The organism is Mesorhizobium calcicola, assembly GCF_042682105.1.
Taxonomy (GTDB): Bacteria; Pseudomonadota; Alphaproteobacteria; order Rhizobiales; family Rhizobiaceae; genus Mesorhizobium; species Mesorhizobium calcicola.
The window spans coordinates 43,831-69,591 of sequence record NZ_JBHUGY010000040.1; the positions used below are offsets into that span (position 1 = coordinate 43,831).

Below are 25,761 nucleotides of genomic sequence, written 5' to 3' on the forward strand. Positions count from 1 at the left end.
AACCGGCGCTGCGAAATTGTCTTCGACCGGCCAGTACTCGTTGTGCGCTGGACACGGACTCAGGCGCGGGGATGAGCAGACTCATAAATTTCGAGCAGCCTCGCGGTGTCGACGCCGGTGTAGATCTGTGTCGTCGACAGGCTGGCGTGGCCCAGGAGCTCCTGGATGGTGCGCAGGTCGCCGCCACGGCCGAGCAGATGCGTGGCGAAGGAATGGCGCAGCGCGTGCGGCGTCGCGGTATCCGGCAGGTTGAGCGCCGAGCGCAGCTTGGCCATGTCGCGCTGGACGATCGCCGGATTGAGCGGGCCGCCGCGCGCGCCGCGAAACAAAAGGCCCTTCGGGTCGAGGTGATGGGGACAGAGCCGGCGGTATTCGGCGATGGCCCGCAGCGCCACCGGCAGCACCGGCACCAGCCGCGTCTTGCCGCCCTTGCCGGTGACGCGCAGCACGGTGTCGGCTTCCGATGCCAGTTCGGCACCGGCGAGGCCGAGCGCCTCGGAAATGCGCAGGCCAGAGCCGTAGAGCAGCGTCAGCACGGCGGCGTTGCGGGCCGCGATCCACGGCTCCTCCGCCAATTGGCCTTCGACGGAAACGACGTGCTTGGCATCGCTCGCCGTCAGCGGTTTGGGCAGCGACTTGGGCTGGCGCGGCGCACGCAATGCGGCAGCACCCGCCGCATTGACGAGGCCGCGCCGTTCGAGGAACCGCAGCAGCGAACGGATGCCGGCCAGCCCGCGGCCGAGCGTGCGGGCGCCGGCGCCGGCATTGCGGCGGGCGGCGAGGAAGCCGCGCAGATCGGCCGGACGCAGATTGGCGATGTCCGGGATGCCAGGCGAGCCGCCACAATGGCCGGTGAGGAAATGCAGGAACTGGCGCGTGTCGCGTTCATAGGCTTCGACGGTTTGCGGCGACAGCCGGCGTTCGCGCGCCAGCATCTTCAGCCAGCTTTCACGCGCCGCCTGGAGGTCGGGTTTTGCCGGGATGAGGAATTCCTGCATGGCGTGCTTCCAGTCTTTGTTTCATGCCTGTCGTTATCCCCAAAACCAGGGGCCACTCTTGGGCGACATGCATTGTCTTCATGCCTGTCGTTGTCCCAAAAACCGGGGCCACTTTTTGGGCGACATGCATTGGCGGCCATTTTCCGGCAGCCGGGTTAGGAACCGGTGAAGAGCCATGTCATTGAAATGACAATCGGGGAGCGTTAGAGCAAAGCCAAAGGATGTCGCGCCATGAGCAAGCCCCAGAACCCCGTCCAGATGGCCGTGATCGGCGCCGCCCACGGCATCAAGGGCGAATTGCGGGTGAAGACCTTCACCGGCGAGCCGCTGGCGCTGGCTGATTATGGGCCGCTCTACGCCAGGGACGGCCGCGCCTTCCAGATTATCGATATCAGGCCCGCCAACACCGTCGTCGTGGTCCGCTTCAAGGGTGTTGCCGACCGCAACGCGGCCGAGGCGCTGGCCGGCACGGAGCTGTTCGTCGACCGTTCGATGCTGCCCGATGACGGCGAGGAGGACGAATTCTACCATGCCGATCTCGTCGGCCTCGAGGTCCGGGACGACACGGGAGCCACGATCGGCAAGGTCGTGGCGGTGCACAATTTCGGCGGCGGCGACATTCTCGATGTGACACTCGGCGGGCGCAAGGGCGTGCTGATCCCGTTCACGCAGGCCGCCGTGCCTGATGTGTCGATCGCCGAGGGTTTTGTCCGCGTCGATCCGGCGGCGGCCGGGCTGGTCGACGACGCGGATGGCGATGCGCCGCGCGAGGAAGACTTCGACCCGAAGGGCAGGCCGCGCGGACCGAGCGACGCCGGGGGCAACCGGTGACGTTCAAAGCCTCGGTGCTGACGCTTTATCCCGAGATGTTTCCCGGCGCGCTTGGCCTGTCGCTGGCCGGCCGGGCACTGGAAGGCGGCACATGGTCGCTGGAAGCGATCCAGATTCGCGACTTCGCCACTGACCGCCACCGCACCGTCGACGACACGCCGGCCGGCGGCGGCGCCGGCATGGTGATGCGCGCCGATGTTTTGGCGAAAGCCATAGACCACACCTCGCCGCCGGGCGATTTGCGGCCGCGGCTGCTGATGAGCCCGCGCGGCAGGCCATTGACCCAGGCGCGCGTGCGCGAACTGGCCGTGGGCCCGGGCGTGGTTATCTTGTGCGGCCGCTTCGAAGGCGTCGACCAGCGGCTGATCGACGCGCGGAACCTTGAGGAAGTTTCCATCGGCGATTTCATTCTCTCTGGCGGTGAACCGGCAGCGCTGGTGGTGCTCGACGCGGTGGTGCGGCTGTTGCCCGGCGTGATGGGCAATGCGGTCTCGGGCGAAGAGGAGAGTTTCGAGAACGGCCTGCTCGAACATCCGCACTACACGCGGCCACAGGAATTCGAAGGGCGCGAGATTCCCGAGGTGCTGATTTCCGGCAATCACAAGAAGATCGCCGCATGGCGGCGGGCTCAGTCCGAGGCGCTGACGAAGGAGCGGCGGCCGGATTTGCTCGGCGCTCACCCCTTGCTGAAGTAGTAGAAGGCGAGAAACAGGCCGACCGCGACGACGAAGCCGCGTACCGCGTTCTGCGGCACGCGCTTGGCGATCCAGACACCGGCATAGCCGCCCAGCGCACCGCCCGGGATCATGATGATCGCCTGCGGCCAGGCGACGACGCCGCCCGAGACGAAGACGACGATCGCGACTGCGGCGATGACCACGGCCAGCATGTTCTTCAGCGCGTTCAGCCGGTGATAGTCGCCGGCTTGCGTCAGGCCGAGCGTCGCCAGCATCATCACGCCCATGCCGGCGCCGAAGAAGCCGCCATAGGTGGCGGTGAGAAACTGCGCCAGCGAACCGGCCAGCGAACCCACCGACGCTTCATGCCCGGGTTTTGGCGCCGGCTTCAGCCACGGCCCGGCGGCGAACAGTGCGGTCGCGGCCAACAGCAGCCACGGCACCAGGACGCGAAAGGACGGATTGTCGAGCGCCAGCAGGATCAGCGCACCGGCCAGCGCGCCGACGGCGGAAATCAGACAGAGCAGCAGCGCTGCGCGCCAGAAATGCCTGATGTCGGCTGAGTAGGCAAGCGTCGAGGTGATGTAGCCTGGAAGCTGCGTCACCGAGGAGGTGGCGTTGGCGACGATCGGCGGCAGGCCGACCAATGTCATGGCGCCGAAGGTGATGAAGGTGCCGCCACCGGCGACCGCATTGGCGGCGCCTGACAGAAAACCGGCGAGGAAAAGCAGGATGGCGTCGAAGATGGACATGGAATGCCGCCGCGTAAAACTGTGCTTCGCCCGGCTTAGGAAGCTTGGCATACGGACGCAACCCGGCACCGGAAGGTTATGATGGTGCCATGCGGGCAAAAAAGACTCCGACACAGACGTGACAAAGCGCTGAAATAGCTGTATGTGCCCGCCCGTACCGGCAAGAAAAACTCTGCCGGACCCGTCAACAATGACGGTGTAGTCGCCCCTGCCCGATGTCTTGGACACCGATGTCTTCGACAAAGGGCATAGCCGAGCGGTCAATGGAACTGCAAGGCGAGTGTCGGACGCTCTGGCTGTCGGAAGAACAAGAAGTGGATTTTTGAGATGGATATTCTCCGTCAACTCGAGGCCGAGCAGGCCGCCAAGATCGAGGCCAAGCGCAAGCTTCCCGAATTCCAGCCCGGCGACACCGTGCGCGTCCAGGTCCGCGTGACCGAAGGCACCCGCACCCGCGTCCAGGCCTATGAGGGCGTCGTCATCGCCCGCGCCGGCTCCGGCTTCCAGGAAAATTTCACCGTCCGCAAGATCTCCTACGGCGAAGGCGTCGAGCGCGTGTTCCCGGTCTACTCGCCGATGGTCGAAGGCGTCGAGATCGTTCGTCGCGGCAAGGTGCGTCGCGCCAAGCTCTACTACCTGCGCGATCGTCGCGGCAAGTCGGCCCGTATCTCGGAAAACACCGGCGTGCGCGCCCGCAAGCTGAACGATGACGAGCGCGATGCGCTGAACGCCGAAAAGGCCCGCATCGAGGCCGAGAAGGTCGCAGCCGCCGAGGCTCTGGCCGCCGAGAAGGCCGCCCAGGACGCCGCCGAGAAGCAGGCCGCCGCCGAGGCAGCCAAGGCCGCGGAAGCGGCTACCGCCGAATAAGGTTTTCAGACAAGCATGATTGTAAAAAGGCGGCTTCGGCCGCCTTTTTTCGTTTTGGGGTTTTATGCCCTGACAGGAAATCTGCGGTTGACTCGATTTATATCGTGTACTAAACAATCGTGCACAAAGTAAATGGAGAGACGAGATGACCGCATTGTATTCCACTCAAGCTCGGGCCGTCGGCGGCCGCGCCGGCCATGTCCGGAGCGGCGATGGCCTGCTCAGCCTCGACCTTGCCATGCCGAAGGAACTGGGCGGCAAGGGTGGCGCCACCAACCCCGAGCAGCTTTTCGCCGCCGGCTATGCCGCCTGCTTCGAAAGCGCCATGCGCTACATCGCCGGCAAGCAGAAACTGCCGCTGCAGGACGCCTCGGTGACGGCCAATGTCAGCCTGCATCCCAATGGCCAGGGCGGTTTTCTGCTTGGCGTTTCGCTCGCGGCCGAGACGAAAGGTCTTGCTCAGGCGGCGGCGGAAGCGCTTGTATCGGCAGCGCACCAGGTTTGCCCCTATTCCAACGCCATCAAGGGCAACATCGACGTGGCGCTTTCGGCAGTGGCGCTTCCGGCAAAGGCAGCATGACCACCAGAACGACCCCTTCGCCCCTGGACGTCCCGGCGGATTTCGCCGGGATACCGAAGCTCGACCAGCAGCTCTGCTTTGCGCTCTATTCGGCGAGCGGACTGATGACCAAGCTCTATCGGCCGTTGCTCGATCCGCTCGGCCTGACCTATCCGCAATATCTGGTCATGCTGGCACTATGGGAGCACGCGCCGAGCACTGTGGGCGCGCTTGGCGAGGCGCTGGGCCTTGATTCCGCGACGCTGACGCCGCTGCTCAAGCGGATGGAGGCAGGCGGCCTCATTACCCGCCGCCGCGATGCCGCCGATGAGCGCCGCGTGCTGGTCGAGCCGACGGCCAAGGGCCAGGCGCTGAGTGCGCGCGCAAAGGATGTGTCTGCGGCACTTGCCTGCAGCGTGCCGCTCGAGCCTGGTGCAGCGAAAGCGCTGCACGCAACGCTCACCCATCTTGTTGCCGGTCTGCGCAACGCTGTAGCGGAAGACGCGTCGGCAGATGCGGAAGCGTTGGTCTCTGGCTCAAGATAAGCAGATCATCCCGAAATCCCTGAATTCAGGGCATCCGAATCCCTTTTCGCGTGCGCTGACGCAGCGGACCGTCTTGCATGGCGCTTGCGGAAAGCTAAAGTCGGCGCCGGATTTTCCTGCAAGCCCGGCCCCTGTCCGGGCCATTCAATTTCCGGGAGTGTGTCATGACCAAATCGAAACTGCTGCTGGCCGGCCTGCTTGCCCTCATGCTTACGCCGGTTGCCGCCCTGGCGCAGGCGCTGCCCGATCTCGGCGGCAAGAAGGTGGTGGTGGTGACCGAAAACGCCTATCCGCCGCTGCAGTTCATCGACGCCAAGACGGGAAAACAGATCGGCTGGGAATATGACGCGATGAATGAGATCGCCAAGCGGCTGAACTTCGCCGTCGAGTACCAGAACACCTCCTGGGACGCGATGATCCAGGCGGTTTCCGACAACCAGTACAACATCGGCATGACCGGCATCACCATCAAGAACGACCGCAAGGAGAAGGTGGATTTCTCCGACCCCTATATGCGCTCGGAACAGTTCATGCTGGTGCGCGGCGACGAAAGCCGCTTCACCGACGCCAAGACCTTCGGCGCCTTCAAGGACGGGCTGATCGGCGCCCAGGCCGGCACGACGCCGTTCTACACCGCCGTCTACAGCGTGCTCGACGGCAACGAGCAGAACCCGCGCATCAAACTGTTCGAGACCTTCGGCGCGACGGTGCAGGCGTTGAAGTCCGGCGACGTCGATGTCGTGTTGACCGACGGCACCGCGGGCAAGGGCTATGTCGATGCTTCCGAGGGCAAGCTGAAGCTGATCGGCGGGCCGCTCGGCACCGAGGACTTTGGCTTCATCTTCCCGAAAGGTTCCGATCTGGTGAAGCCGGTCAACGCGGCAATCGCGGCGCTCAAGGCCGATGGCACTTTCGATGCGCTCAACAAGAAATGGTTCCTTGATTACAAGATGGGGCAGTAGTTCGTCTTGGCGCGGGTGTGGGGTGATGCTGGCGCGCTGAAATCTGCACGACGCTGCCCTCGCAATATCTGCCTTGCAAGTGACGCCTGATGGCAACGCCTGCATCGTCCTCAAAATCCGACTTCCCCTGGTGGCTCGTCGTGGCCGTGGCCATCGCGATCGCGGTGGCCGTCTTCGTCGCCACCAGCAACCTCTACGCCCAGGTTTTCGCCACCGTCGCCAAGGGCATCGGCATCACCGTCTTCGTCACCGTGATCGCCTTCGTGCTGGCTTCGGCCATTGGCCTCGGCGTCGCGCTGATGGGGCTGTCGGGCTCGCGCTGGCTACGCCAGATTGCCCGCTTCTATGTCGAGATCATCCGCGGCGTGCCGATCCTGGTGCTGTTGTTCTGGATCGCCTTCGTCGGCGCGCCGGCCTTCGTCGTGGGCTGGAACGCACTGACCGCGCCGCTGCAGAATGCGGGCCTCGTGGGCGAATTGCTGGTGCGCGACGTGTCGCTGTTGTGGCGCGCCATCATGGCGCTGACCATCGGCTATTCCGCCTTCATCTCCGAGGTCTTTCGCGCCGGCATCCAAGCCGTCGAGAAAGGCCAGATCGAGGCGGCGAAGGCGCTCGGGCTGACACGCGCGCAGCGCTTCCGGCTGATCGTGTTTCCGCAGGCGATCCGCACCATCCTGCCGCCGCTCGGCAATGATTTCGTCGCTTTGGTCAAGGATTCCTCGCTGGTCTCGGTGCTCGGCGTCGCTGACATCACGCAGATGGGCAAGGTCTACGCCGCCGGCTCGTTCCGCTTCTTCGAGACCTATTCGATCGTCGCCTACATCTATCTCATCCTGACAGTCGGCCTGTCCCTGGCCTTGCGGGGGCTGGAACGGCGATTGCGCCGCCAGCACGAGGAATAGTGTTTGGGCGAAGACGGCGGTATCCTGGGTTCATGCATGTCGTTGTCCCAAAACCGCGCGCACTTTTAGGCGACATGCATGAGCTGGGAGAAGCACGACCTATGATCGTCGACAAAGCCAATGCGGCGCTGGATTCCGTCTACGCGGCCGACACGCCGGAAGCGCTGGCCGATGCCTATGCCGCATGGGCCGCGACCTATGACAGCGAGACCGCGTCGCTCGGTTATCTCTTGCCGTTCCTGATCACCGCCTGGGTGGCTCGCCATGTGCCGGCGGGAGACGGACCATTGCTCGATGCCGGCTGCGGCACCGGTCTGTCGGGGCCGTCGCTGAAGGCGCTCGGCTACCGCGACATCGCCGGGCTCGACCTCTCCGACGACATGCTGAAAATCGCCGGCAGCCGCAATGCCTACAGTGAGCTGAAACAGGCGATGCTGGGCGGGCCGCTGCCGTGGCCGGACGGCCATTTCCGCGCCTTCTTCTCGACCGGCGTGTTCACCATCAGCCATGCGCCGGCATCGGCCCTGCATGAGCTGGTTCGCATGACCAGGAAAGGCGGGCACGCCATCTTCACCGTGCGCGACCAGGTTTTTGCGAGCGGCGGGTTTCAGGCCGTGTTCGACGAATTGGAGCAGGCGAAGACATGGCGGCCGGTCGAGCAAAGCCCATGGTTCCGCTGCTATGCGATCGCCGAGCCTGATGCGCTGGTGAAGACCTTTGTTTTTGAGGTTGTGTGAGCCGCGAGTTCGCCGGCCTTGGCACCTTTCCTCTCCCTCCGGAGGGGGAGAGGTGGCGCTGCGAAGCAGCGACGGAGTGGGGGAAGCCGGCCCTCAAATGCGCTGCCGCTGACAACTCGCCACGGAGCCTCGATCAGGGCGAGGCGCTTGAAATGGCCGAGCCAGGTCGACCCCCACTCCGTCGAGCTTCGCTCGACACCTCTCCCCCGATCGACGGGGGAGAGGAAAGGCCCGAGTTCGCCGACCTTTGGTGCCCTTCCTCTCCCCCGAAGGTGTAGAAGTGAGGGCGAGGAACCCAAGTTCTGTGAAATTACCGCCGCAATTGCCGAAAACCCAAAACATTGATATGAGCCACGCCATGGAAGAGCTTTTTGGCGATCCGGCCTACAAGGGGTTCGTGCTGCAGGACAGAAAACGCCTGCCGTCGCGCTTCTCCGCGCGCGTGTCGGGCGCACTGACCAGCCGACTTAGCTAGGCCGACCTGTCCAGGTCGTTTCGCCGGCCGAAGGTCGGGCATCTGCCCTTCTCATTCTCATATCGACGGATTTACGCACATGAGCGCACCGCGCACCCTCTACGACAAGATTTTCGACGACCACATCGTCGACCGCCAGGACGACGGGACCTGCCTGCTCTACATCGACCGCCACCTCGTCCATGAAGTGACCAGCCCGCAGGCCTTCGAGGGCCTGCGCCTGAGCGGCAGAAAAGTCCGGCATCCGGAAAAGACGCTGGCCGTGGTCGACCACAATGTCTCGACCTCGCCCGAGCGCAAATTCGGCATCAAGAACGAGGAAAGCCGCATCCAGGTCGAGGCGCTGGCCAGGAACGCCAAGGATTTCGGCGTCGAATATTATTCCGAGAACGATATCCGCCAGGGCATCGTCCACATCATCGGCCCGGAGCAGGGCTTTACCTTGCCCGGCATGACCATCGTCTGCGGTGACAGCCATACCTCGACGCACGGCGCCTTCGGCGCGCTGGCGCACGGCATCGGCACGTCGGAGGTCGAGCATGTGCTGGCGACGCAGACGCTGATCCAACGCAAGGCCAAGAACATGCTGGTGCGTGTCGACGGCCAGTTGCCGGAGGGCGTCACCGCCAAGGACATCATCCTGGCCATCATCGGCGAGATCGGCACCGCCGGCGGGACCGGTTATGTCATCGAATATGCCGGCGAGGCGATCCGTGCGCTGTCGATGGAAGGCCGCATGACGATCTGCAACATGTCGATCGAGGGCGGCGCGCGCGCCGGCCTGATCGCCGCCGACGAGACGACCTTCGCCTATGTCAAGGACAAGCCGCGCGCGCCGAAGGGCGCGGCCTGGGATGCGGCACTCGAATACTGGAAGACGCTGCAATCCGACGAGGGCGCGCATTTCGACAAGGTGATCGTGCTCGACGCGGCCAAGCTGCCGCCGATCGTCTCCTGGGGCTCCTCGCCCGAGGATGTCGTGTCGGTGCAAGGCATCGTGCCGAACCCGGACGATATCACCGATGAAAACAAGCGCACCTCCAAGCAGCGCGCGCTCGACTATATGGGGCTGACGCCGGGCACCAGGATCACCGATATCACGCTCGATCGCGTCTTCATCGGCTCCTGCACCAACGGCCGCATCGAGGACCTGCGCGCCGTCGCCAAGGTGGTCGAAGGCAAGACGGTCAGCCCGCGTGTCGATGCGATGATCGTGCCGGGCTCCGGCCTGGTCAAGGAACAGGCGGAAGCCGAAGGCCTCGACAAGATCTTCGTCGCCGCCGGCTTCGACTGGCGCGAACCGGGCTGCTCGATGTGCCTTGCCATGAACGACGACCGGCTGAAGCCGCATGAACGCTGCGCCTCGACCTCGAACCGCAATTTCGAGGGCCGGCAAGGCTTCAAGGGCCGCACCCATCTGGTGTCGCCGGCAATGGCGGCGGCGGCGGCGATCGCCGGCCACTTCGTCGACATCCGCGAATGGAAATAGTACCGGAGCCTCCGGCTTCGTATGCATGTCCAGGCCCCGGACCGCTTCGCGGCTCCGGGGTCTTTTTCATCCGCTCTGCGGCATATTCCGCTTTCGCTTAACCGCTTGTTTGGGCTTGCCCTCTAAGGTCTTCCCTCACGTAAGCGAGGGGAAGTCACGGTCCTTTGGACACCGGCCTGCTGATAGCGCTGCTCAATCCGACGATCGCGCTGGCACTCTGCGCGGCCTTCCTCGTGCTATGGTCCTATCAACGCCATCGCCCTTACCTGGCGGTGCTGGCGATCAGCTACAGTCTCTCGGCGGGCGGCTTCCTGCTGCAGTATTTCACCTTGCCCATCGGCATGCCGCTGACCAAGGTGGCGTCGAACATCTGCTTCAGCGTTGCCGGCTGCTGCCTGTCCAGCGCCATCATCCACCGCCATGGCCGCAAGGTGCCCTATGTCGGGATCGGCGTGCTGGCCGGCGGTGGTCTGGCGTCGCTGTGCTGGTTCCTGTTCGTCACGCCGGATCTCACCTGGCGTATCCTGGCGATGAATTTCGCTTTCGGCGGGCTCAGTCTTCTGGTCGCCGCCGAACTGCGGCCGGTGCGCCGCAACGGCCCGACCGAAAAAATCCTCTTCGTGCTGTCGCTGCTGTCGGGCCTGAACTTCTTCGTGCGCACCCTGGTCGTCGTCATCGCGCACGGACCTTTCACCAGCTATGACGGGTTCTATGATTCGTCCTACTGGATGACGGCGCTGCTGTCGCACGCATTGCTGTCGCTGCTCATTGCGCTCTGCCTGTTCTCCGCCGCGGCACTTGACGTGATGAGAGCGCTGAAGACCGAGACCTACACCGACCCGCTTTCGGGCCTTCTCAACCGCCGCGGCTTCGAGGAACGGGGCATGCTGCTGCTGCGGCACTGCGCCACGGCCCGCTTCCCGGTCGCGCTGGTGCTGGCCGACCTCGATCATTTCAAGGCGCTCAACGACGTGCACGGGCATGCGGCGGGCGACCGCGTGATCGCCGACTTCGCCAGCAAGCTTCGGTTGGCCGCCGGCACGCGCGGCGTTGCCGGGCGTATCGGCGGCGAGGAATTCGCCGTGCTGCTGCCGTTGAGCGATCTTGCCGCCGCGCGGCTGTTCGCCGAGGCGGTGCGCACGGTCTATTCGGCCGGCCATGTCGACGGGCTTCCTGCCGGCACCAAGGTTACAGCCAGCTTCGGCGTGGCGGCCCGCAGCGGCGACGAGGCGCTGGAGCCGCTGATGCGCCGTGCCGACGACGCGCTCTACAAGGCCAAGAGGAACGGCCGCGACAGCGTGCGCCTGTCCTACGAGCGGCCGGAAACGGTGTTCGTTCCGGAGCCGCTCAGGTTGGGCTGACCCTCCCTGGCCGAGCCAAGCGTTAACGTCTTCTTCGCCGCTCGATGCTTAGCTGTCGGTGCGGGTGCGGGAAGAACATGAGCGGCGCCAACTTCATCCTGTTGATCAATGTGTCGGTTGCCGGCCTGCTGGCGGCATCCTTCATGGCGGTCGCGTTTCATGAGACCGGCCGCGCGTCGCCGCGCTGGCTGGCGTTCGGCTATCTCCTGGGCATGGTCTACTTCGCCATCGAATTCAGCATCCCCGCCTTCGACAATGCCAGGCCGGTGGTCGTTACCGCCTTCGCGGTCTTCCTTGGCGCCACCATCGCCTTCAATGGCGGGCTTGCGCACAAATACGGCGTGGCGCCGCCCTGGCCGCCAATGCTGTTCTTCCTCCTCGCCACCACCGTCGCAGTGTATTTCGTGCAGGACCTGCCGCGCCAGTCGCTGGCCCGCATCATGGCCTACCAGCTTCCCTATGCCGTCATGCAGTTCATCGGCCTGGCCATCGTCTGGTCGTCGAGGCAAAGGCCCGCCCGGCTCGACCGCATCCTGATGGCAGTGCTGGCGGCCAGCGGCCTGCAGTTTGCCTCAAAGCCGTTCATCGCGCATGCGCTAGGCGGCTGGGGCGCTAACCCGCAGGCCTATGTGCAAAGCAGCTACGCGCTGGTGTCGCAGTCGCTCGGCACCGTCTTCGGCCTGGCGCTGGCGCTGCTGATGCTGGCCATCCTGGTTCGCGACGTGCTCGCCGAGGTGACGTCGAAGTCGGAGACGGACACGCTTTCGCGCCTGCTCAACCGCGGCGGCTTCACCCGCCACGCGGAGCTGGCGGTGCTTGGCGCGATGCGGCAAGGCGTGCCGGTCGCGCTGGTCATCGCCGACCTCGACCATTTCAAGAGCGTCAACGACAGTTTCGGCCATGCGTCCGGCGACCGGGTGATCGAGACCTTCGCCGGCTTCCTGCGCCAGGCCGCCGCCGGCCATCATGTCGCCGGCCGCATCGGCGGCGAGGAGTTCGCCATCATCCTGCCGGGAACCAACCTTGCCGCCGCCCGGCTGTTCGCCGAGGGGACATGCAGTGCTTTCGGCGCGCTTCCCATCGATGGACTGCCGGCGGACAACCGCTGCACGGCGAGCTTCGGCGTCGCCGAACTTCATCAAAGCGAAGACTTTGCCGATCTGATGCGGCGCGCCGACCAGGCACTCTATCAGGCGAAGAATGCCGGGCGCGATTGCGTGCGTATCCCAGCCGGGCCGGCCGGCGAACGGGCGGTTGCAGCCAACGCCGGTTAGATCCGGATCAACGGCAGGGGCTGAGCTCGGGCATCTCGCCGTCGGAGAGACCGTACATATAGCTGCGGCCCTTCACGAACACCGGCGGCCGGTAGCAATCGCCGGAGCCTGATATCTCGTCGGATTCATTCTCGTAGATCACCTTGGGCTGGCCGGCGCTGGTGTAGTCCGACAGCTGCTTGGCCAATTTGCCTTCGCCGACCAGGATGCGCTTGTAGCCGGCGGCGCTGTCGATGACGAGATTGCCGAACGAATCGGCGTAGACGCGGTCCTGGTGACGTGCGCCGGCGACCGCTGGCGCTGCCAGGCCAACGACGGAGGCCGCCATTATGAGCGCCGCAAGGCGCATTCTTCCCGAGTTCGAACGCATGGCGTCCTCCTTGTTTAGAGGAAAGCCTCCTCGAATCAGAAATTAACCTTTTCTTAACCTTTGTTAAGAGGGCAGCGCGCTTCGCGGCGATGTCTCGGCAAACATGGTTAATATCCGACTGGGTGGAAAACCCGGCGGCCATCTTTCGGCCACGCTTGGCCGCACCATCGCGGCTGGCGTGGGGACGGATCCAAGCGTGACGCCGGGAACCTTGATCTTGGCAAAGCATCGTGGCTAGCTTGCCGCGCGGGAGGACAGCATATGGCGTTACGCCGGACGTTTCGGGTGACGCTTGCCCTGTCGCCGCTTCTGGTCGCCTTGGCCTGCGTACCGCAGAACGATCCTTCGAGAGCCGGCAACAGGGCCGCCACGTCGGTCTCGCTGGCGCCCGCCGCCTCTGTGGGCGGCGCCGTGACTGCGCCGCAGCCGCGCACCGCGACCTACAATTGCGCGGATGGCGGCAGGATGACCATCGAGAATCTCGGCACCTCTGTGCGTGTTCTTAGCTCCGACGGCACAAGTGAGGATCTGCAGGCCTCGCCAGCCAACCAGAACAGCCGTTACGAGCAGGCGCATGACGCGATTGTGATCGATGGCCGCGAAGCGCTGGTCATGAAGACCGGGTCGACGCCGGTGACCTGTAAGCGATAGGCCGAAAAGCATGAGTCCATGCACATGTTGCACCGCAGCGATATCGAGCCGGCTTCGGCCCATAAGCCCTAATCGATTGAAGCCCGCGCTTGCCCTTTGCTCAGACTAAATTACGTTTTCGAAACGGTTTTCTGGCTTTGACGCGGTGCAAAAAGAGCATTAGAAACCGGCTGTCCGAAGTCGCAACCGGAAGCGGCATTGCCGCATTTCCACCTGAGGCAGGAGACGCCGAACTGGGGGAGCCATGAGCAAATCACCAGCCACCCGCGATTTCGTCAGACGTGAACGGCCGCTTTCGCCGCACCTGACCGTGTACCGGCCGCAGATCACCATGACGATGTCGATCATCCATCGCATCACCGGCGGCGCGCTTTATTTCGGCACGCTGCTGGTCGCGCTGTGGCTGATGGCGGCGGCAAGCTCGCAGGCAACGTTCGACTGGGTCAACTGGGCTTTCGGCAGCTGGCTCGGCCGCCTCATCCTGTTCGGCTACACCTGGGCGCTGATGCACCACATGCTCGGTGGCATACGCCATCTGGTGTGGGACACCGGCGCCGGTCTCGAGAAGCACACGGCCTCGAAGATCGCCTGGGCGACGCTGGCCGGCTCGATCGTGCTCACGCTGCTGATCTGGATCGCCGGCTACATGGCGCGGGGAGCCTGATCATGAGCACCGGAAAGACCGATATGCGCACGCCGCTGGCGAAAGTCCGCGGCCTGGGTTCCGCCCGCGAGGGCACCGGACATTTCTGGCGCCAGCGCCTCACCGCGATCGCCAACATCCCGCTGACGCTGTTCTTCGTCGGTTTCCTGATCGCGCTCAACGGCGCCGGCTATGCGGACGTGCGGGCAGCGCTTGCCAATCCGTTCGTGGCGCTGGTGCTGGCCCTGGTGCTCATCTCCGGGCTCATCCATATGCGGCTCGGCATGCAGGTGATCATCGAGGATTACGTGCATGGCGAAGGCATGAAGCTGGCGCTGATCGCGCTCAATACATTTTTCACCATAGCGGTCGGCGTCGCCTCGATCTTCGCCCTGCTCAAGCTGGCATTCGGAGGCTGAGTTGGCCAAGGACGCAAAAGGAGCCGGCACCGGTTCCGCCTATACCTATGTCGATCACAAATTCGACGTGGTGGTCGTCGGCGCCGGTGGCGCCGGCCTGCGCGCCACGCTCGGCATGGCCGAACAGGGCCTGCGCACCGCCTGCATCACCAAGGTGTTCCCGACGCGCTCGCACACGGTGGCGGCGCAAGGCGGCATTGCCGCCTCGCTGTCCAACATGGGTCCCGATTCCTGGCAGTGGCACATGTACGACACCGTCAAGGGCTCGGACTGGCTGGGCGATGTCGACGCCATGGAATATCTGGTGCGCGAAGCGCCGGCGGCGGTCTACGAGCTCGAACATTACGGCGTGCCGTTCTCGCGCACCGAAGAGGGCAAGATCTACCAGCGGCCGTTCGGCGGCCACATGATGAACTACGGCGACGGTCCGCCGGTGCAGCGCACCTGCGCTGCCGCCGACCGAACCGGCCACGCCATCCTGCACACGCTCTACGGCCAGTCGCTGAAGAACAACGCGCAGTTCTTCATCGAGTATTTCGCCCTTGACCTGATCATGGAGCCGGATGGCACCTGCACCGGCGTCGTCGCCTGGAACCTCGACGACGGCACCATCCACCGCTTCTCGGCCAAGATGGTGGTGCTGGCGACCGGCGGCTACGGCCGCGCCTATTTCTCGGCCACCTCGGCGCACACCTGCACCGGCGACGGCGGCGGCATGGCCGCGCGAGCGGGATTCCCACTCCAGGACATGGAGTTCGTGCAGTTCCACCCGACCGGCATCTACGGCGCCGGCTGCCTGATCACCGAAGGCGCGCGCGGCGAGGGCGGCTATCTCGTCAACTCCGAGGGCGAGCGCTTCATGGAGCGCTACGCGCCGTCGGCCAAGGACCTTGCCTCGCGCGACGTCGTCTCGCGCTGCATGACGCTGGAAATCCGCGAAGGGCGCGGCGTCGGCAAGAAGAAGGACCACATCTTCCTGCACCTCGACCATCTCGATCCGGCCGTTCTGCATGAGCGGCTGCCCGGCATTTCGGAATCGGCAAAGATCTTTGCCGGCGTCGACCTGACCAAGGAGCCGATCCCGGTGCTGCCGACGGTGCACTACAATATGGGCGGCGTGCCGACCAATTACTGGGGCGAGGTGCTCAATCCGACGCCGAGGAGCCCGGACAAGGTGTCGCCCGGACTGATGGCGGTCGGCGAAGCCGGCTGCGCCTCGGTGCACGGCGCCAACCGGCTGGGTTCGAACTCGCTGATCGATCTCGTGGTGTTCGGCCGCGCGGCGGCGATCCGCGCCGGCCAGGTCATCGACCGCAAGTCGGCGATCCCCGCCCCCAATGAAGCCTCGGTCGAAAAGATCATGGATCGCTTCGACCGGCTGCGCCATGCCAACGGCTCGACGCCGACAGCGGTGTTGCGCGAAAAGATGCAGAAGGCGATGCAGGAAGACGCGGCGGTGTTCCGCACCCAGGAATCGCTGGAAAATGGCTGCAAGCGCATTTCGCAGATCTGGACCGAGCTCAAAGATATCAAAGTGTTCGACCGCTCGATGATCTGGAATTCGGATCTGGTCGAGACGCTGGAACTGGAGAACCTGATGGCCAATGCCATCACCACGGTCTACGGCGCCGAGGCGCGCAAGGAGAGCCGTGGCGCGCATGCGCGGGAAGACTTTTCCGCCCGCGACGACACGGCCTGGCGCAAGCATACGCTGGCGCGGCTCAGCGAGGACGGCAAGGTGACGCTCAGCTATCGGCCTGTGCACACCGAGCCGCTGCTGGCGGAAAAAGACGGCGGCATCAGCCTCGCCAAGATCGCGCCCAAGGCCAGGGTGTATTGACGATGGCGCCGGCGGCAGCAGGATATTCCGGTACGCCCCTTCCGGCCAAGCTCGGCCTGAAGGACGGCATGACCGCCGCCTTCATCGCGCTGCCCCACGACCTGGACGATCTCATGGATGCGGCGCGTTTCTCTTCAGTCGACCGGCTGGCCGATTGGTCCGAGATTTCGGGAACGACCCAGAAATACGATGCCGTTCATGCCTTCACCCGGCAGCGTGCCGAGATCGAGGACCGCCTCGGCGATGTCGAGGCGGCGATCAAGCGCGACGGCATGGTCTGGGTGTCCTGGCCGAAGAAGGCATCGAAGGTGCCGACCGATGTCACCGAGGGCGTTGTTCGCGCCGAGGCGCTGAAGCGCGACCTGGTCGATGTGAAAGTCGCCGCCGTCAATGAAATCTGGTCCGGGCTGAAGCTCGTCATCCGAAAGGACCGCAGGTAACGGTCGAACTGACGCTCCCCAAGAACTCGAAGATCCAGCAAGGCAAAACCTGACCGAAGCCGGAAGGCGCGCGGTCTCTATCGCCCTTTTCGATGACCTCTGCGATATGGCTGGCGCTGTCGATCTTGCACAGATCGACCGGTTGGCCGACGGATCGAGAATTTCGGCGCTCGCCTGAAGTACGAGGCCGTCCATCCTTCACCGAACAATGCGCTTAGAGCGGTTCACCGTTTCACGGAAACGTCGAACCGCTCATGCACGCCGTTCGCCCAAAACCGAGGTCACTTTTGAGCAACATATATTAGCGATCTCGAAAGTAATTAGCCATTGGATATTTGCGATCTCCAGCATTGCCTTAGTATAGCTTTAAGTGATTCTCGATATCCACTTCGGAAATCGTCGATCGAGTGCGAGGTATGCGCGGATTTCCTGCTATTCGTTGCTGGCCAATTGGATCATTGGTCAGCGTCGCGACAGTGGGGTCGCTCACCTGGCTCGTGTCGCTGGTTTATCTTCAGGAGAAAAGGCTGCTGGTGGTCCTTGGCCTGGGCGCTCTGTGCGCGCTTCTCTTGCTGGATCGCCTCCAAGGGACCAGGACGGATCAGCCAACAGGCAGGTGGTTCAGCGCCTATTTGTCGCTTATTCCTTGTTTTCTCTTCCTTTTCTATGTCTACGTCGAAAGTGTTTTTGGCTATTTCGATTGGGGCGCGATGGTCATGCATGTCGGTGCCGGAGTTCTCACGCCCGGTGTCGTTCTTGAATGTCTGGTGAATACGGGAAGCACGATACTGGTCATTTTGATCGTTCTTCTCGGCCTTGGCGCACTGAAGGCGCGCGGCACGCTGACACGAAGATTGGACGTTGCCTTGATGGCGTTCTTCCTGGCGGCAAACCCGATGCTGACGCGCCCGATCGCGGCAGCGATCCATCTCAACCCGCTGCACGATTTGCTGTCCAAGCGGTTCGTCGATATCACCTCTTTGACAAAACCGGCTGGAACAGCGTCGAAGGCCGTCGCGCCAAGGAACCTCATTCATATTTTCATCGAGAGTGCCGAGCGCGCCTACATCTACGAGGCGGAGTTCGGCGACGTCATGGGCCCGCTGCGCGAATTCGACAGGCGTGGCGTTTCGGCGACCAACATGGTGCAACTTGCCTACACCAACAACTCCATCTCCGGAATGGTCGCCGCCAACTGTGGAACGCCGCTGCTAATAACGTATTTCACAACGCGCCAGTACATGGAGGAGAATTCGCAATTCCTGCCAGGCCTGACCTGCTTGGGCGATGTTCTGAAGGCGCGAGGCTATCAGCAGAACTTCATTTCCGGTTGGCCGCTCGGCTTCACCGGTCAGGGAGAATTCTATTCCACCCATGGCTATTCATCGCTTTCTGGGGGATCCGAAGTGGTGGCCGCCGTCGGTGGGCGTGGCAGCTCTTTTGGCGCTGATGACGCCCAGGTTCTGGACATGAGCTTCGACGTTTTGCGGCGCGCGCATCGAGACGGCAAACCGGTCTCGCTGACGATCGTCGTCAGTGGTGGGCATGCGCCGGATGGTACCTGACTGACAAATGTATCGGCAAGACAGGACTTTCTCCACGAGCCCCCAATATTCTCCATGCCGTGAAATGCACCAACATGCTGGTCGCAGACTTCATCCATAAAGCCGAGGCCGAAGGTCTGATGAGGAATACCGTTCTGGCGTTGCAAAGTGACCACCTCAGCGCGCCGAGCACGGTGACGGATCGCCTGAACAAGTTTGAACGGCGCAATTTTTTCTCCCTGTCGGGCGACGGCATTCCCTCCAAGGCGTATACCGGGCTTTCGGGCACGATTGACATATTTCCCTCCATTCTGGAGGCGCTAGAGCACGTCCGGTTTAATCTGGGTCATAACCTGCGGCCTTGAAGTAGTTCTGGCATTCGGCTGGGGTGAAGAGGTCGACGAGCGATCCGACGGCGGTCCACAGGGCTGTGATTGTCCTCTCGGCTTTGGCCCGCATAAGAGCCTTGAGTTTTGAGAAGGCGTTTTCGATCGGATTGAAGTCGGGGCTGTAGGGCGGCAGGAACATGAGCCTCGCGCCGGTCGTCTCGATTGCATCGCGAACGCCGGCGGCCTTGTGGGCGGGAAGGTTGTCCATCACGACGATGTCGCCCTCCGACAGGGTCGGGACCAGCACCTGCTCGACATAGGCCAGGAATACGTTGCCGTTCATGGCGCCGTCATAGACGAACGGGGCGGTCATGCCCGTCAGCCGCAGTGCGCCGGTGAAGGTGGTGGTTTTCCAATGGCCGTGCGGCACGCCCGCCCGGCAACGCTCACCGCATGGCGCACGGCCCCGCAGCCGGGCCATCTTGGTCGATAGTCCAGTTTCATCGATGAACACCAGCTTTGCCGGATCGAGATCGAGTTGGCCGTCGAACCACGCACGACGGCGCTTCAGGATGTCGGGACGATCCTGCTCCAGTGCATGTGCGGACTTTTTTTGAACGTCCAGCCGTGCCGGCCAAGCCAGGCGCTTAAGGCGCTGCGACTGATCCGAGCCGATCGCTCGACCGCCAGCCGCTCTACCATCTCGTTCAGCGTGATGTCCTTGCGCTCATCGATCAACCCCACGATGAAGGCTTTATGCGCATCGAGGCTGGACGCGCGTCGACGGCCTTGCGGCCGCGGCGTCCGCTCGCCGATCTTCGCCCGTGCGATCCACCGGATTGCACTCGATATGCCGACGCCGAACCGCGCCGCCGCCTGCCGGGCAGACATGCCCGCGTCCGAAGCCTTCAAGACCCGCGATCGAAGATCGTCGCTCAGTGCTCTTCCCATCATCCACCTCATCAAAGTGGATGTTGAATCACCCGCGAAGCCCGACGTCACATCACAATCGATTCATTGATCGCGGGACGTGCTCTAGGCGTGCCGCTCCCGAATGACCAGGCTGCCCTTGGCGTTTCGCTGCTTGGGGATCGACCGACGCTGGTCCAGGTACTTGGACAGGGCCAGTTCGATGACGTGATCCATGCCGAGGATGTGCTCGTCAGATCATTCTGGCACCTGAAACCGGCACGGACGGCCGCGGCGTCCGAGGCTGAGCCGCATTAATGCCAGGGTGCACACCGGTGGCATGTGTTCGATGCCAGATAGTGCCTTGATTTGGCACCCAGAAGCCGATTAAAAGGTCACGTTCAGAGGCACGCCAATGGTCGAACTTACGCTCCCCAAGAACTCGAAGGTCCAGCAGGGCAAGACCTGGCCGAAGCCGGAAGGCGCGACCAATCTCAGGGAATACCGCATCTACCGCTGGTCGCCGGACGATGACGAGAACCCGCGCATCGACAGCTATTTCGTGGATATGGACGATTGCGGGCCGATGGTGCTCGACGCGCTGCTTTGGATCAAGAACAAGATCGACCCGACGCTGACCTTGCGCCGCTCCTGCCGCGAGGGTATTTGCGGCTCCTGCGCCATGAACATCGACGGCTCCAACACGCTCGCCTGCACCAAGGGCTGCGACGACATTTCCGGCGCCGTCAAGGTCTACCCGCTGCCGCATATGCAGGTGGTCAAGGATCTGGTGCCCGACCTCACCAATTTCTATGCCCAGCATGCCTCGATCCAGCCGTGGCTGAAGACGGTGTCGCCGGAGCCGGCCAAGGAATGGCTGCAGAGCCATGAGGAGCGCGAGAAGCTGGATGGCCTCTACGAGTGCATCCTGTGCGCCTGCTGCTCGACCTCGTGCCCGAGCTACTGGTGGAACGGCGACCGCTATCTCGGCCCGGCAACGCTGCTGCAGGCCTATCGCTGGCTGATCGATTCCCGCGACGAGGCCAAGGGCGAACGGCTCGACAATCTCGAAGACCCGTTCCGGCTTTATCGCTGCCACACGATCATGAACTGCGCGCAGACCTGCCCCAAGGGTCTCAACCCGGCCAAGGCGATTGCCGAGATCAAGAAGATGATGGTGGAGCGGCGGGTGTAATTTCGGTGGGCAGATCGCCTCATCCGCAGCGATCCTTCCCACCCCCCTCTGTCCTGCCGGACATCTCCCCCGCAAGGGGGGAGATTGGCAGCTTCAGCGCTCCGCTCACTACTGCTACAGTGGCCACTAGCGAAAGCCGGGATGACGTCCAATCTCCCCCCTTGCGGGGGAGATGTCCGGCAGGACAGAGGGGGGTGCTGTCCCGCCGGCCTCAGAAGGATAGCGACCCTATGACAGATACCGACCTTCCCATTCTCTCCCCCGTCGAAGCCCGTGTGCTCGGCTGCCTGATCGAGAAGAAGGAACTGACGCCGGATGTCTATCCGCTGACGCTGAACGGCGCGCATGCCGCCGCCAACCAGAAGACGGCGCGCGAGCCGGTGATGGCGGTCGAGCTTGTCGAGGTCAGGCGGGCGCTGAGCCAGCTCGAGCAGAAGGGCCTAGTGCGGCAGGTCTTCGCCTCGCGCGTCGAGCGCTACGAGCATCTGGTGGCGCAGCGTTTCTCGCTGACCTCGACGCAGATCGCGCTGATCGGCCTGATGCTGTTGCGCGGCGCGCAGACGGCGCATGAATTGCTGGCGCGCGCCGAGCGCATGGCGCGGTTTTCGTCGATCGACGCACTGCGCACCGATCTCGACCTGCTGATCGGCCGCAGGCCGCCGCTGGTGATGCTGATCGAGCGCGGACCCGGCCAGCGCGAGGAGCGTTTTGTCCACCTGCTGAGCGGGGCGCCGCAGATCGCGGCCGTCGTCATGCACCAGGCCCCGTCGGCCGCCTCTTCGGCCTCCGGTCTCGAGGAGCGCATCAACGCCCTTGAGGAAGAGGTCGCGAGGCTGCGCGCCCGCATCGAGGCGCTGAGCGGCGAAGGCGGCTGACCGAGAGTCAGTTTCAGACGATCATTGTCGACGTTGGGCGCCGCCCCTCATTGCCCTGCCGGGCATTTCTCCCCGTATAGGGACGGGGAGAAAAAGGCTGGCCGCGACCTCGGCACCCTTCCTGCAAGGCTGGCGATTGGCGAAACCGTCGATGAGACCGCCCCTCTCCCCGTCACTGTACGGGGAGAGGATGCCGGCAGGCAGGTGAGGGGCAGCGCAAACGTTTGCAGGTTCTGTGATATTGTTCACCCAAGCCTGGCGTCGAGCGACACTTTGATGGCGCCGAGCGCCTTGGAGACCGGGCATTCGGCCTTGGCCTTTTCGGCCAGTTCCCCAAACTTGGCCGCGTCGATGCCCGGCACCTTGCCGACCACCGTGAGGGCGCTGCCGGTGATGCCGGTGCCGGGAACCAGCGTGACCACCGCCTTGGCGTCGAGTTCGGTGGCGGGCGTGCCGTTTTCGGCCAGGAAATGCGAGAACTGCATGGCGTAGCAGCCGGCGTGCGCCGCGGCGATCAGCTCTTCCGGATTGGTGCCGGATTTGCCGCTCTCGTCCTCGAAGCGCGCCTTGAACGAATAGGGCGTGCCCTTCAGGGCCCCGCTCTGCGTGTCGAGCGTGCCGTTGCCCTCTTTCAGATTGCCTTTCCAGACGGCGTCTGCGGTGCGGTCCATGAATTCCTCCTTGGTTTGTCGTGGCGGGTTGCCGGGCTTGTGATCGGGGCTGGGCCAAGCGTCCGCTCAAACTATAGCGCGCGCGGACGCGAAGGCCACTGGGCTCTTTGGACCACTGCACGGTGTCGACGGAAGTGGCTTCGATTCTTTTTGAAAAATGCGCGTGCAAAAATGTCGACTTTGATCCGCCTCGCCCGTCCTGGGGGCGGCCACGCAAGTGATGGCCGGATGGAGGATCACATGGATATGCTGTTTTGTGCGCATTGGAAGAAAGCCGGCCGCGGAGCCGGCGGACAGGAAGCGGACTGGATGTACCAGCCCGCGCCGGCGTTCGGCCGGTTTCTGGCGGCGGTCGCCGTGATCGGGATTGCGGTGTGCGTTCTCGACCATGCGGCGGCGGGCGAAGGCCGGGCCGACACGCTCGTCGCCTGGACACAGCAGGGGAGTTGGAAATGAAATATGTTTGCCTGGTCTATGGTGAGGAAAAGGATCTTCACGCGCTGACCCCGGCGGGATCGGCCAAGCTCAACGCCGATTCGCTGGCCTATGACCGATCGCTCGAGGAGAAAGGCCTGCTGATCGTCGCCGAGGCGCTGCAATCGGTGACGTCCGCCAAAACCGTGCGCCGGCGCCAGGGCAAGCGGCTGGTCACCGACGGGCCCTTCACTGAGACCAAGGAGCAGTTGCTCGGCTTCGTCATGGTCGAGGCAAAGGATCTCGACGAGGCGCTGGACATCGCCGCCGGTATTCCGCTGGCCGAAATCGGCACTGTCGAGGTCCGCGCCATCTACGACATACCGGGGTCATAGATCCCTGCCATGCGTTGCGGCCATCTGGAAACCAGGGCGTTCGGTTGAGCGAATGTCCGGTTTCATTTCGCGCGCAACTTTTGCGTGTTGAAGCAACGCGAGAGTTCTCCTATCGTCGCCGGGGTTTTGGGGGATGTCGGCATGCCGTTCTTGATTGCTATCCTTGGCGTGTTAGGCGCGGCGGCGTTCTGGTGGTACCGGATGAAGGCCATGAACGAGGCGGCGCGCGAGGTCGCCGATGTCATCGGTCGGGTCCAGGGCTCCGTGCGCCGCAAGAAGCTGCGCAAGCAGGCGGCCCTGTCGCCGTTGACGGCAATCGACGATCCGGTGGTGGCGGCCGCGACGCTGATTACATCAATCGTTTCCGAGAACGGGCCCGTGCTGCCGCAGCGCGAAGCCGTCATTCGCACGGTGATCTCCGAGATCGCCGACAAGAAGAAGACCGACGAGGCGGTGATCTACGCCAAATGGGCCGCGTCACAGATCGACGACACCACAGTTGTCATCGACAAGCTGGCGCCGTTCCTGCGCGAACGGCTCGATGTGGCCGAACGAAACGATCTGCTGCAGATGGTCAACCGCGTCGCGCAAGGCGGCGAGAAACGCCTTGAGATCTCCGACCAGAGGATATTGCGGCTGCGGCAGAAGCTGGGTTTCGAAGTCAATTAAGTGTGCTGACGTTCAGATGAGGCTCGGCCTGACCTGAATCTCAACACATCCTGGCACATCGGCGTCAGATCGCCTCGCCTTTCAACAGTCTTGGCGTGCCGGCGGACAGTCCCGATGCCTGGCGGATGAAGAACTCCTTCAACCGCGGCATCCGTTCGACGAGGCCGAGACCAATGTCGCGGACGGCGCGCAGCGGGCCGATGGCGTTGGAAACCCCGGAGGAACAACAGGTGCCAGCCACCAATACCGCTCAGCATCCCCGATCTCGCCGGCAAGGCGTGTGCTGGGTCACTTCGGCGCCTCGACCTGGCATCGGCGCGCACTCGCGCTGGCCTACGCCGCGCAGAAGGGAAATCCAGGTGGCGCTGCATTATACAATCGGAGCCGCGAGGGGCCGCCGATGAAACTCGCCAAGACCATTCGCGACAGCGGCCGGCGAGGTGTTCCTACGTCTCCAGGGCGATTTTTCCGTCCCCGCCGACGTCGGAACGCGTCGTCGAGGACCAGCGCGCAGCATTTCGGCGCCTCGATGGGCTGGTCAAACCATGCCAGTGCGGCACTTGCCTTGTGGCCGCGTGCCCCTATGCTCGAGCAGACCGAGGCGCATTACGAGGCTTGTGATGGACCTCAATTGCGCGTTTCGGTGCTGACCGCCTCGCGGCAAGGCCATCCCGTGGCTGAAGACGAAAGAAACTAGGGCGGTTTCCTTTGTGCACACACACCTCGTCGATCGCCGCGCGCTAATGGCGCCGTCTGCGGTCGGTGCTGGGCTCCTTTACGGCTCGGCCAACGGCCTTCGTCACTCCAATGTGACGCGCGGCATGGCCAGGAAAAAACTGATCGGCTTCGCGCAAGTCCGCGTCACGCGGTGGCGCCCGGCACAATCCTGACGCCGTTCCACGAGCGCTTTGATTCGCTCAGCGACGAGCAGATCAGGGCCATGGTCGCGACCATTCCGCAAGGGGCGCATCGTGCAGCACCGCGCAGGTTGCGTGCCCGCGCCTACCTGTGTCCTCTCTTTCCGATCTTCTGAGCGGCTACATCACGGCCAGGTGATCGAGGTGAATGGCGCCAGTTGGATTGCCTTGGAAGGGCGCTATCTGCATTACTGGCGATCTGCATACTCTGTCGCAGAACCCTTGAATGGGAGACAAAAGGGAATGTACGACTGATCGGCAAGATGCGGGCGTCGGTGCGCGGCCAGCGCGTTACGCGCGGTCATGGAGGTCCTAGGCGACGCCAGCTACCCAGCACCGGCGCCCTACGGGTTGGCCTGAGCGACATCATCGCCTCCGCGACCCCGCGGATGCCGATGCCATCTGGGTCCCGAAGTGTGGACCGACCGCTCGAAGCCACGAGGGCCTCGCTGCATAGCTTCCGAAGTCAGGCGGCCGATCGCCAAGGCGCGGCCCGTTCATCGCCGGCTTTTGAAGTTCCGGTGGAAAGTCCACCCCGTCTCGGTCGGCTTTGGCCTGCCGACGCCCAAGACCGGCTGAGGCTACAAACATCCTTTTTTCGGTCGCACCGCGGGGTTCCGCATCGCCCGGCTCTTCGAGTCTACGAACCCAACATGACTTTCCTCGGCCGAGGCCGCCACCCCACGGACCTGCCCGTGTGTCGAACGCATGGCCGGATGCGCAAGCTTCTGGCAATGGCTGGCGATCCGTACGTCTCCGCCACTGTTTGCCGGAAGCGCTGGATGCTCGCGCCGCCCTGCCGGCGGCACTGGCTGATCGGGCGATGCTGGCGGTACCATCGTCGCCGGCACCAATGGCGCCACCGTGCGCGTGCCGCGTCTTCGTTGTTTCGCGCCGCCAGCAGGCGATGTGTCGGCTGCCTCAGTCGCGCTCGATCCTCGGCCGAGATCCTTTCCGGTCCGTCTACCGGGAGTGGCCGCTGTTTCTCGCCGGCCCGTGGTGGGCCACGGTCACGGCCGTCCTAGCCTGCTCGGGCTCTGGCTGATCAGCC

29 protein-coding genes and 1 pseudogene are annotated in these 25,761 nt (G+C 63.8%); 24 read left to right on the top strand and 6 right to left on the bottom strand.

The genetic code is table 11. From position 1 onward, the window contains the following. Positions 1-59: 59 nt before the first annotated feature. Complete coding sequence (locus tag ACFSQT_RS26550) at positions 60-998, bottom strand: tyrosine recombinase XerC (protein WP_379023723.1); 939 nt, start codon at positions 996-998, stop codon at positions 60-62. A 231-nt stretch (positions 999-1,229) separates the two neighbouring features. Between ACFSQT_RS26550 and rimM the strand changes: the two genes are divergently transcribed. Together rimM and trmD are read left to right on the top strand one after the other, a co-directional pair. Next, complete coding sequence (gene rimM / locus ACFSQT_RS26555; protein ID WP_379023725.1) at positions 1,230-1,829, top strand: ribosome maturation factor RimM; 600 nt, start codon at positions 1,230-1,232, stop codon at positions 1,827-1,829. Next, on the top strand, positions 1,826-2,524 hold the full coding sequence (gene trmD / locus ACFSQT_RS26560) for a tRNA (guanosine(37)-N1)-methyltransferase TrmD (protein WP_379023727.1): 699 nt from the start codon (positions 1,826-1,828) through the stop codon (positions 2,522-2,524). The genes rimM and trmD overlap by 4 nt, the downstream gene beginning before the upstream one ends. Here trmD and ACFSQT_RS26565 read toward each other — a convergent pair. Beyond that, positions 2,506-3,258, bottom strand: a complete 753-nt coding sequence (locus tag ACFSQT_RS26565) for a sulfite exporter TauE/SafE family protein (protein ID WP_379023729.1) — start codon at positions 3,256-3,258, stop codon at positions 2,506-2,508. The two genes, trmD and ACFSQT_RS26565, sit on opposite strands and share 19 nt — an antisense overlap. A gap of 327 nt (positions 3,259-3,585) precedes the next feature. Here ACFSQT_RS26565 and rplS point away from each other — a divergent pair, with 327 nt between their 5' ends. The 10 genes from rplS to ACFSQT_RS26615 all read left to right on the top strand — a co-directional run bounded on the left by rplS (position 3,586) and on the right by ACFSQT_RS26615 (position 12,429). Next, positions 3,586-4,125: a 50S ribosomal protein L19 gene (gene rplS / locus ACFSQT_RS26570; protein WP_379023731.1), complete on the top strand. Its 540-nt coding sequence runs from the start codon at positions 3,586-3,588 to the stop codon at positions 4,123-4,125. A 145-nt stretch (positions 4,126-4,270) separates the two neighbouring features. Continuing rightward, positions 4,271-4,705 carry an organic hydroperoxide resistance protein gene (locus ACFSQT_RS26575; protein WP_379023733.1) on the top strand — a complete coding sequence of 145 codons (435 nt, stop codon included), beginning with the start codon at positions 4,271-4,273 and terminating at the stop codon, positions 4,703-4,705. After that, positions 4,702-5,229 carry a MarR family winged helix-turn-helix transcriptional regulator gene (locus ACFSQT_RS26580; RefSeq protein ID WP_379023736.1) on the top strand — a complete coding sequence of 176 codons (528 nt, stop codon included), beginning with the start codon at positions 4,702-4,704 and terminating at the stop codon, positions 5,227-5,229. The genes ACFSQT_RS26575 and ACFSQT_RS26580 overlap by 4 nt, the downstream gene beginning before the upstream one ends. 164 nt (positions 5,230-5,393) lie before the next feature. Further along, entirely contained in the window at positions 5,394-6,191 is a 798-nt protein-coding gene (locus ACFSQT_RS26585; RefSeq protein ID WP_379023738.1) for a transporter substrate-binding domain-containing protein, read from the top strand. A gap of 89 nt (positions 6,192-6,280) precedes the next feature. After that, the gene (locus ACFSQT_RS26590; protein ID WP_379023740.1) at positions 6,281-7,093 is read left to right on the top strand and encodes an amino acid ABC transporter permease; all 813 of its coding nucleotides are present in this window, start codon (positions 6,281-6,283) and stop codon (positions 7,091-7,093) included. Positions 7,094-7,194: 101 nt separating this feature from the next. Further along, positions 7,195-7,830 (top strand): class I SAM-dependent DNA methyltransferase, encoded by a 636-nt coding sequence (locus ACFSQT_RS26595; protein WP_379023742.1) that lies wholly within the window; start codon positions 7,195-7,197, stop codon positions 7,828-7,830. A 304-nt stretch (positions 7,831-8,134) separates the two neighbouring features. Then, positions 8,135-8,305, top strand: coding sequence for a hypothetical protein (locus tag ACFSQT_RS26600; protein WP_379023778.1), 171 nt, complete (start codon positions 8,135-8,137; stop codon positions 8,303-8,305). A 79-nt stretch (positions 8,306-8,384) separates the two neighbouring features. Further along, the gene (gene leuC, locus ACFSQT_RS26605; RefSeq protein ID WP_379023744.1) at positions 8,385-9,794 is read left to right on the top strand and encodes a 3-isopropylmalate dehydratase large subunit; all 1,410 of its coding nucleotides are present in this window, start codon (positions 8,385-8,387) and stop codon (positions 9,792-9,794) included. Positions 9,795-9,958: 164 nt separating this feature from the next. Continuing rightward, the gene (locus ACFSQT_RS26610; protein WP_379023746.1) at positions 9,959-11,155 is read left to right on the top strand and encodes a GGDEF domain-containing protein; all 1,197 of its coding nucleotides are present in this window, start codon (positions 9,959-9,961) and stop codon (positions 11,153-11,155) included. Between the two features lie 77 nt (positions 11,156-11,232). Next, entirely contained in the window at positions 11,233-12,429 is a 1,197-nt protein-coding gene (locus ACFSQT_RS26615) for a GGDEF domain-containing protein (RefSeq protein ID WP_379023748.1), read from the top strand. 7 nt (positions 12,430-12,436) lie between these two features. Here ACFSQT_RS26615 and ACFSQT_RS26620 read toward each other — a convergent pair whose 3' ends face one another. After that, a complete protein-coding gene (locus tag ACFSQT_RS26620) occupies positions 12,437-12,799 on the bottom strand; it encodes a hypothetical protein (RefSeq protein ID WP_379023750.1) in 363 nt (120 codons plus the stop codon). A gap of 261 nt (positions 12,800-13,060) precedes the next feature. Between ACFSQT_RS26620 and ACFSQT_RS26625 the strand changes: the two genes are divergently transcribed. The 7 genes from ACFSQT_RS26625 to ACFSQT_RS26655 all read left to right on the top strand — a co-directional run bounded on the left by ACFSQT_RS26625 (position 13,061) and on the right by ACFSQT_RS26655 (position 18,701). Beyond that, positions 13,061-13,450, top strand: coding sequence for a hypothetical protein (locus ACFSQT_RS26625; protein WP_379023752.1), 390 nt, complete (start codon positions 13,061-13,063; stop codon positions 13,448-13,450). A 244-nt stretch (positions 13,451-13,694) separates the two neighbouring features. After that, the gene (gene sdhC, locus ACFSQT_RS26630; RefSeq protein ID WP_379023754.1) at positions 13,695-14,114 is read left to right on the top strand and encodes a succinate dehydrogenase, cytochrome b556 subunit; all 420 of its coding nucleotides are present in this window, start codon (positions 13,695-13,697) and stop codon (positions 14,112-14,114) included. Positions 14,115-14,116: 2 nt separating this feature from the next. After that, positions 14,117-14,512 carry a succinate dehydrogenase, hydrophobic membrane anchor protein gene (sdhD, locus tag ACFSQT_RS26635; RefSeq protein ID WP_379023756.1) on the top strand — a complete coding sequence of 132 codons (396 nt, stop codon included), beginning with the start codon at positions 14,117-14,119 and terminating at the stop codon, positions 14,510-14,512. A 1-nt stretch (position 14,513) separates the two neighbouring features. After that, the gene (gene sdhA / locus ACFSQT_RS26640; protein WP_379023758.1) at positions 14,514-16,352 is read left to right on the top strand and encodes a succinate dehydrogenase flavoprotein subunit; all 1,839 of its coding nucleotides are present in this window, start codon (positions 14,514-14,516) and stop codon (positions 16,350-16,352) included. Between the two features lie 2 nt (positions 16,353-16,354). Beyond that, a complete protein-coding gene (locus ACFSQT_RS26645) occupies positions 16,355-16,792 on the top strand; it encodes a DUF3052 family protein (RefSeq protein ID WP_379023760.1) in 438 nt (145 codons plus the stop codon). 458 nt (positions 16,793-17,250) lie between these two features. After that, positions 17,251-18,357, top strand: a complete 1,107-nt coding sequence (locus tag ACFSQT_RS26650) for a sulfatase-like hydrolase/transferase (protein WP_379023762.1) — start codon at positions 17,251-17,253, stop codon at positions 18,355-18,357. 59 nt (positions 18,358-18,416) lie between these two features. Beyond that, entirely contained in the window at positions 18,417-18,701 is a 285-nt protein-coding gene (locus ACFSQT_RS26655; RefSeq protein WP_379023764.1) for a sulfatase-like hydrolase/transferase, read from the top strand. Here the strand turns inward: ACFSQT_RS26655 and ACFSQT_RS26660 are convergent. Beyond that, positions 18,673-19,616, bottom strand: a protein-coding gene (locus tag ACFSQT_RS26660; protein WP_379018015.1) for an IS630 family transposase whose coding sequence is annotated in 2 segments (ribosomal slippage) — positions 18,673-19,280 and positions 19,280-19,616 — 945 coding nt in all. Because the reading frame shifts where the segments join, the coding sequence is not laid out codon by codon here. The genes ACFSQT_RS26655 and ACFSQT_RS26660 overlap by 29 nt on opposite strands. Before the next feature lie 373 nt (positions 19,617-19,989). Between ACFSQT_RS26660 and ACFSQT_RS26665 the strand changes: the two genes are divergently transcribed. Both ACFSQT_RS26665 and ACFSQT_RS26670 read left to right on the top strand, forming a co-directional pair. Further along, on the top strand, positions 19,990-20,769 hold the full coding sequence (locus ACFSQT_RS26665) for a succinate dehydrogenase iron-sulfur subunit (protein WP_379023766.1): 780 nt from the start codon (positions 19,990-19,992) through the stop codon (positions 20,767-20,769). A gap of 230 nt (positions 20,770-20,999) precedes the next feature. After that, a complete protein-coding gene (locus tag ACFSQT_RS26670) occupies positions 21,000-21,644 on the top strand; it encodes a YceH family protein (protein WP_379023768.1) in 645 nt (214 codons plus the stop codon). A gap of 245 nt (positions 21,645-21,889) precedes the next feature. Here ACFSQT_RS26670 and ACFSQT_RS26675 read toward each other — a convergent pair whose 3' ends face one another. Further along, positions 21,890-22,315: an OsmC family protein gene (locus tag ACFSQT_RS26675; protein WP_379023770.1), complete on the bottom strand. Its 426-nt coding sequence runs from the start codon at positions 22,313-22,315 to the stop codon at positions 21,890-21,892. A 240-nt stretch (positions 22,316-22,555) separates the two neighbouring features. Between ACFSQT_RS26675 and ACFSQT_RS26680 the strand changes: the two genes are divergently transcribed. The 3 genes from ACFSQT_RS26680 (at position 22,556) to ACFSQT_RS26690 (ending at position 23,793) form a co-directional block, all read left to right on the top strand. Then, positions 22,556-22,771 carry a hypothetical protein gene (locus ACFSQT_RS26680; protein ID WP_379023772.1) on the top strand — a complete coding sequence of 72 codons (216 nt, stop codon included), beginning with the start codon at positions 22,556-22,558 and terminating at the stop codon, positions 22,769-22,771. Next, the gene (locus ACFSQT_RS26685) at positions 22,768-23,124 is read left to right on the top strand and encodes a YciI family protein (protein ID WP_379023774.1); all 357 of its coding nucleotides are present in this window, start codon (positions 22,768-22,770) and stop codon (positions 23,122-23,124) included. Before ACFSQT_RS26680 ends, ACFSQT_RS26685 begins: the two co-directional genes overlap by 4 nt. A gap of 141 nt (positions 23,125-23,265) precedes the next feature. Then, positions 23,266-23,793, top strand: a complete 528-nt coding sequence (locus ACFSQT_RS26690; RefSeq protein ID WP_379023776.1) for a hypothetical protein — start codon at positions 23,266-23,268, stop codon at positions 23,791-23,793. A 64-nt stretch (positions 23,794-23,857) separates the two neighbouring features. Here ACFSQT_RS26690 and ACFSQT_RS26695 read toward each other — a convergent pair. After that, positions 23,858-24,004, bottom strand: a pseudogene (locus tag ACFSQT_RS26695) (2-octaprenyl-6-methoxyphenyl hydroxylase); the annotation flags it as partial. Positions 24,005-25,761 lie beyond the last annotated feature (1,757 nt).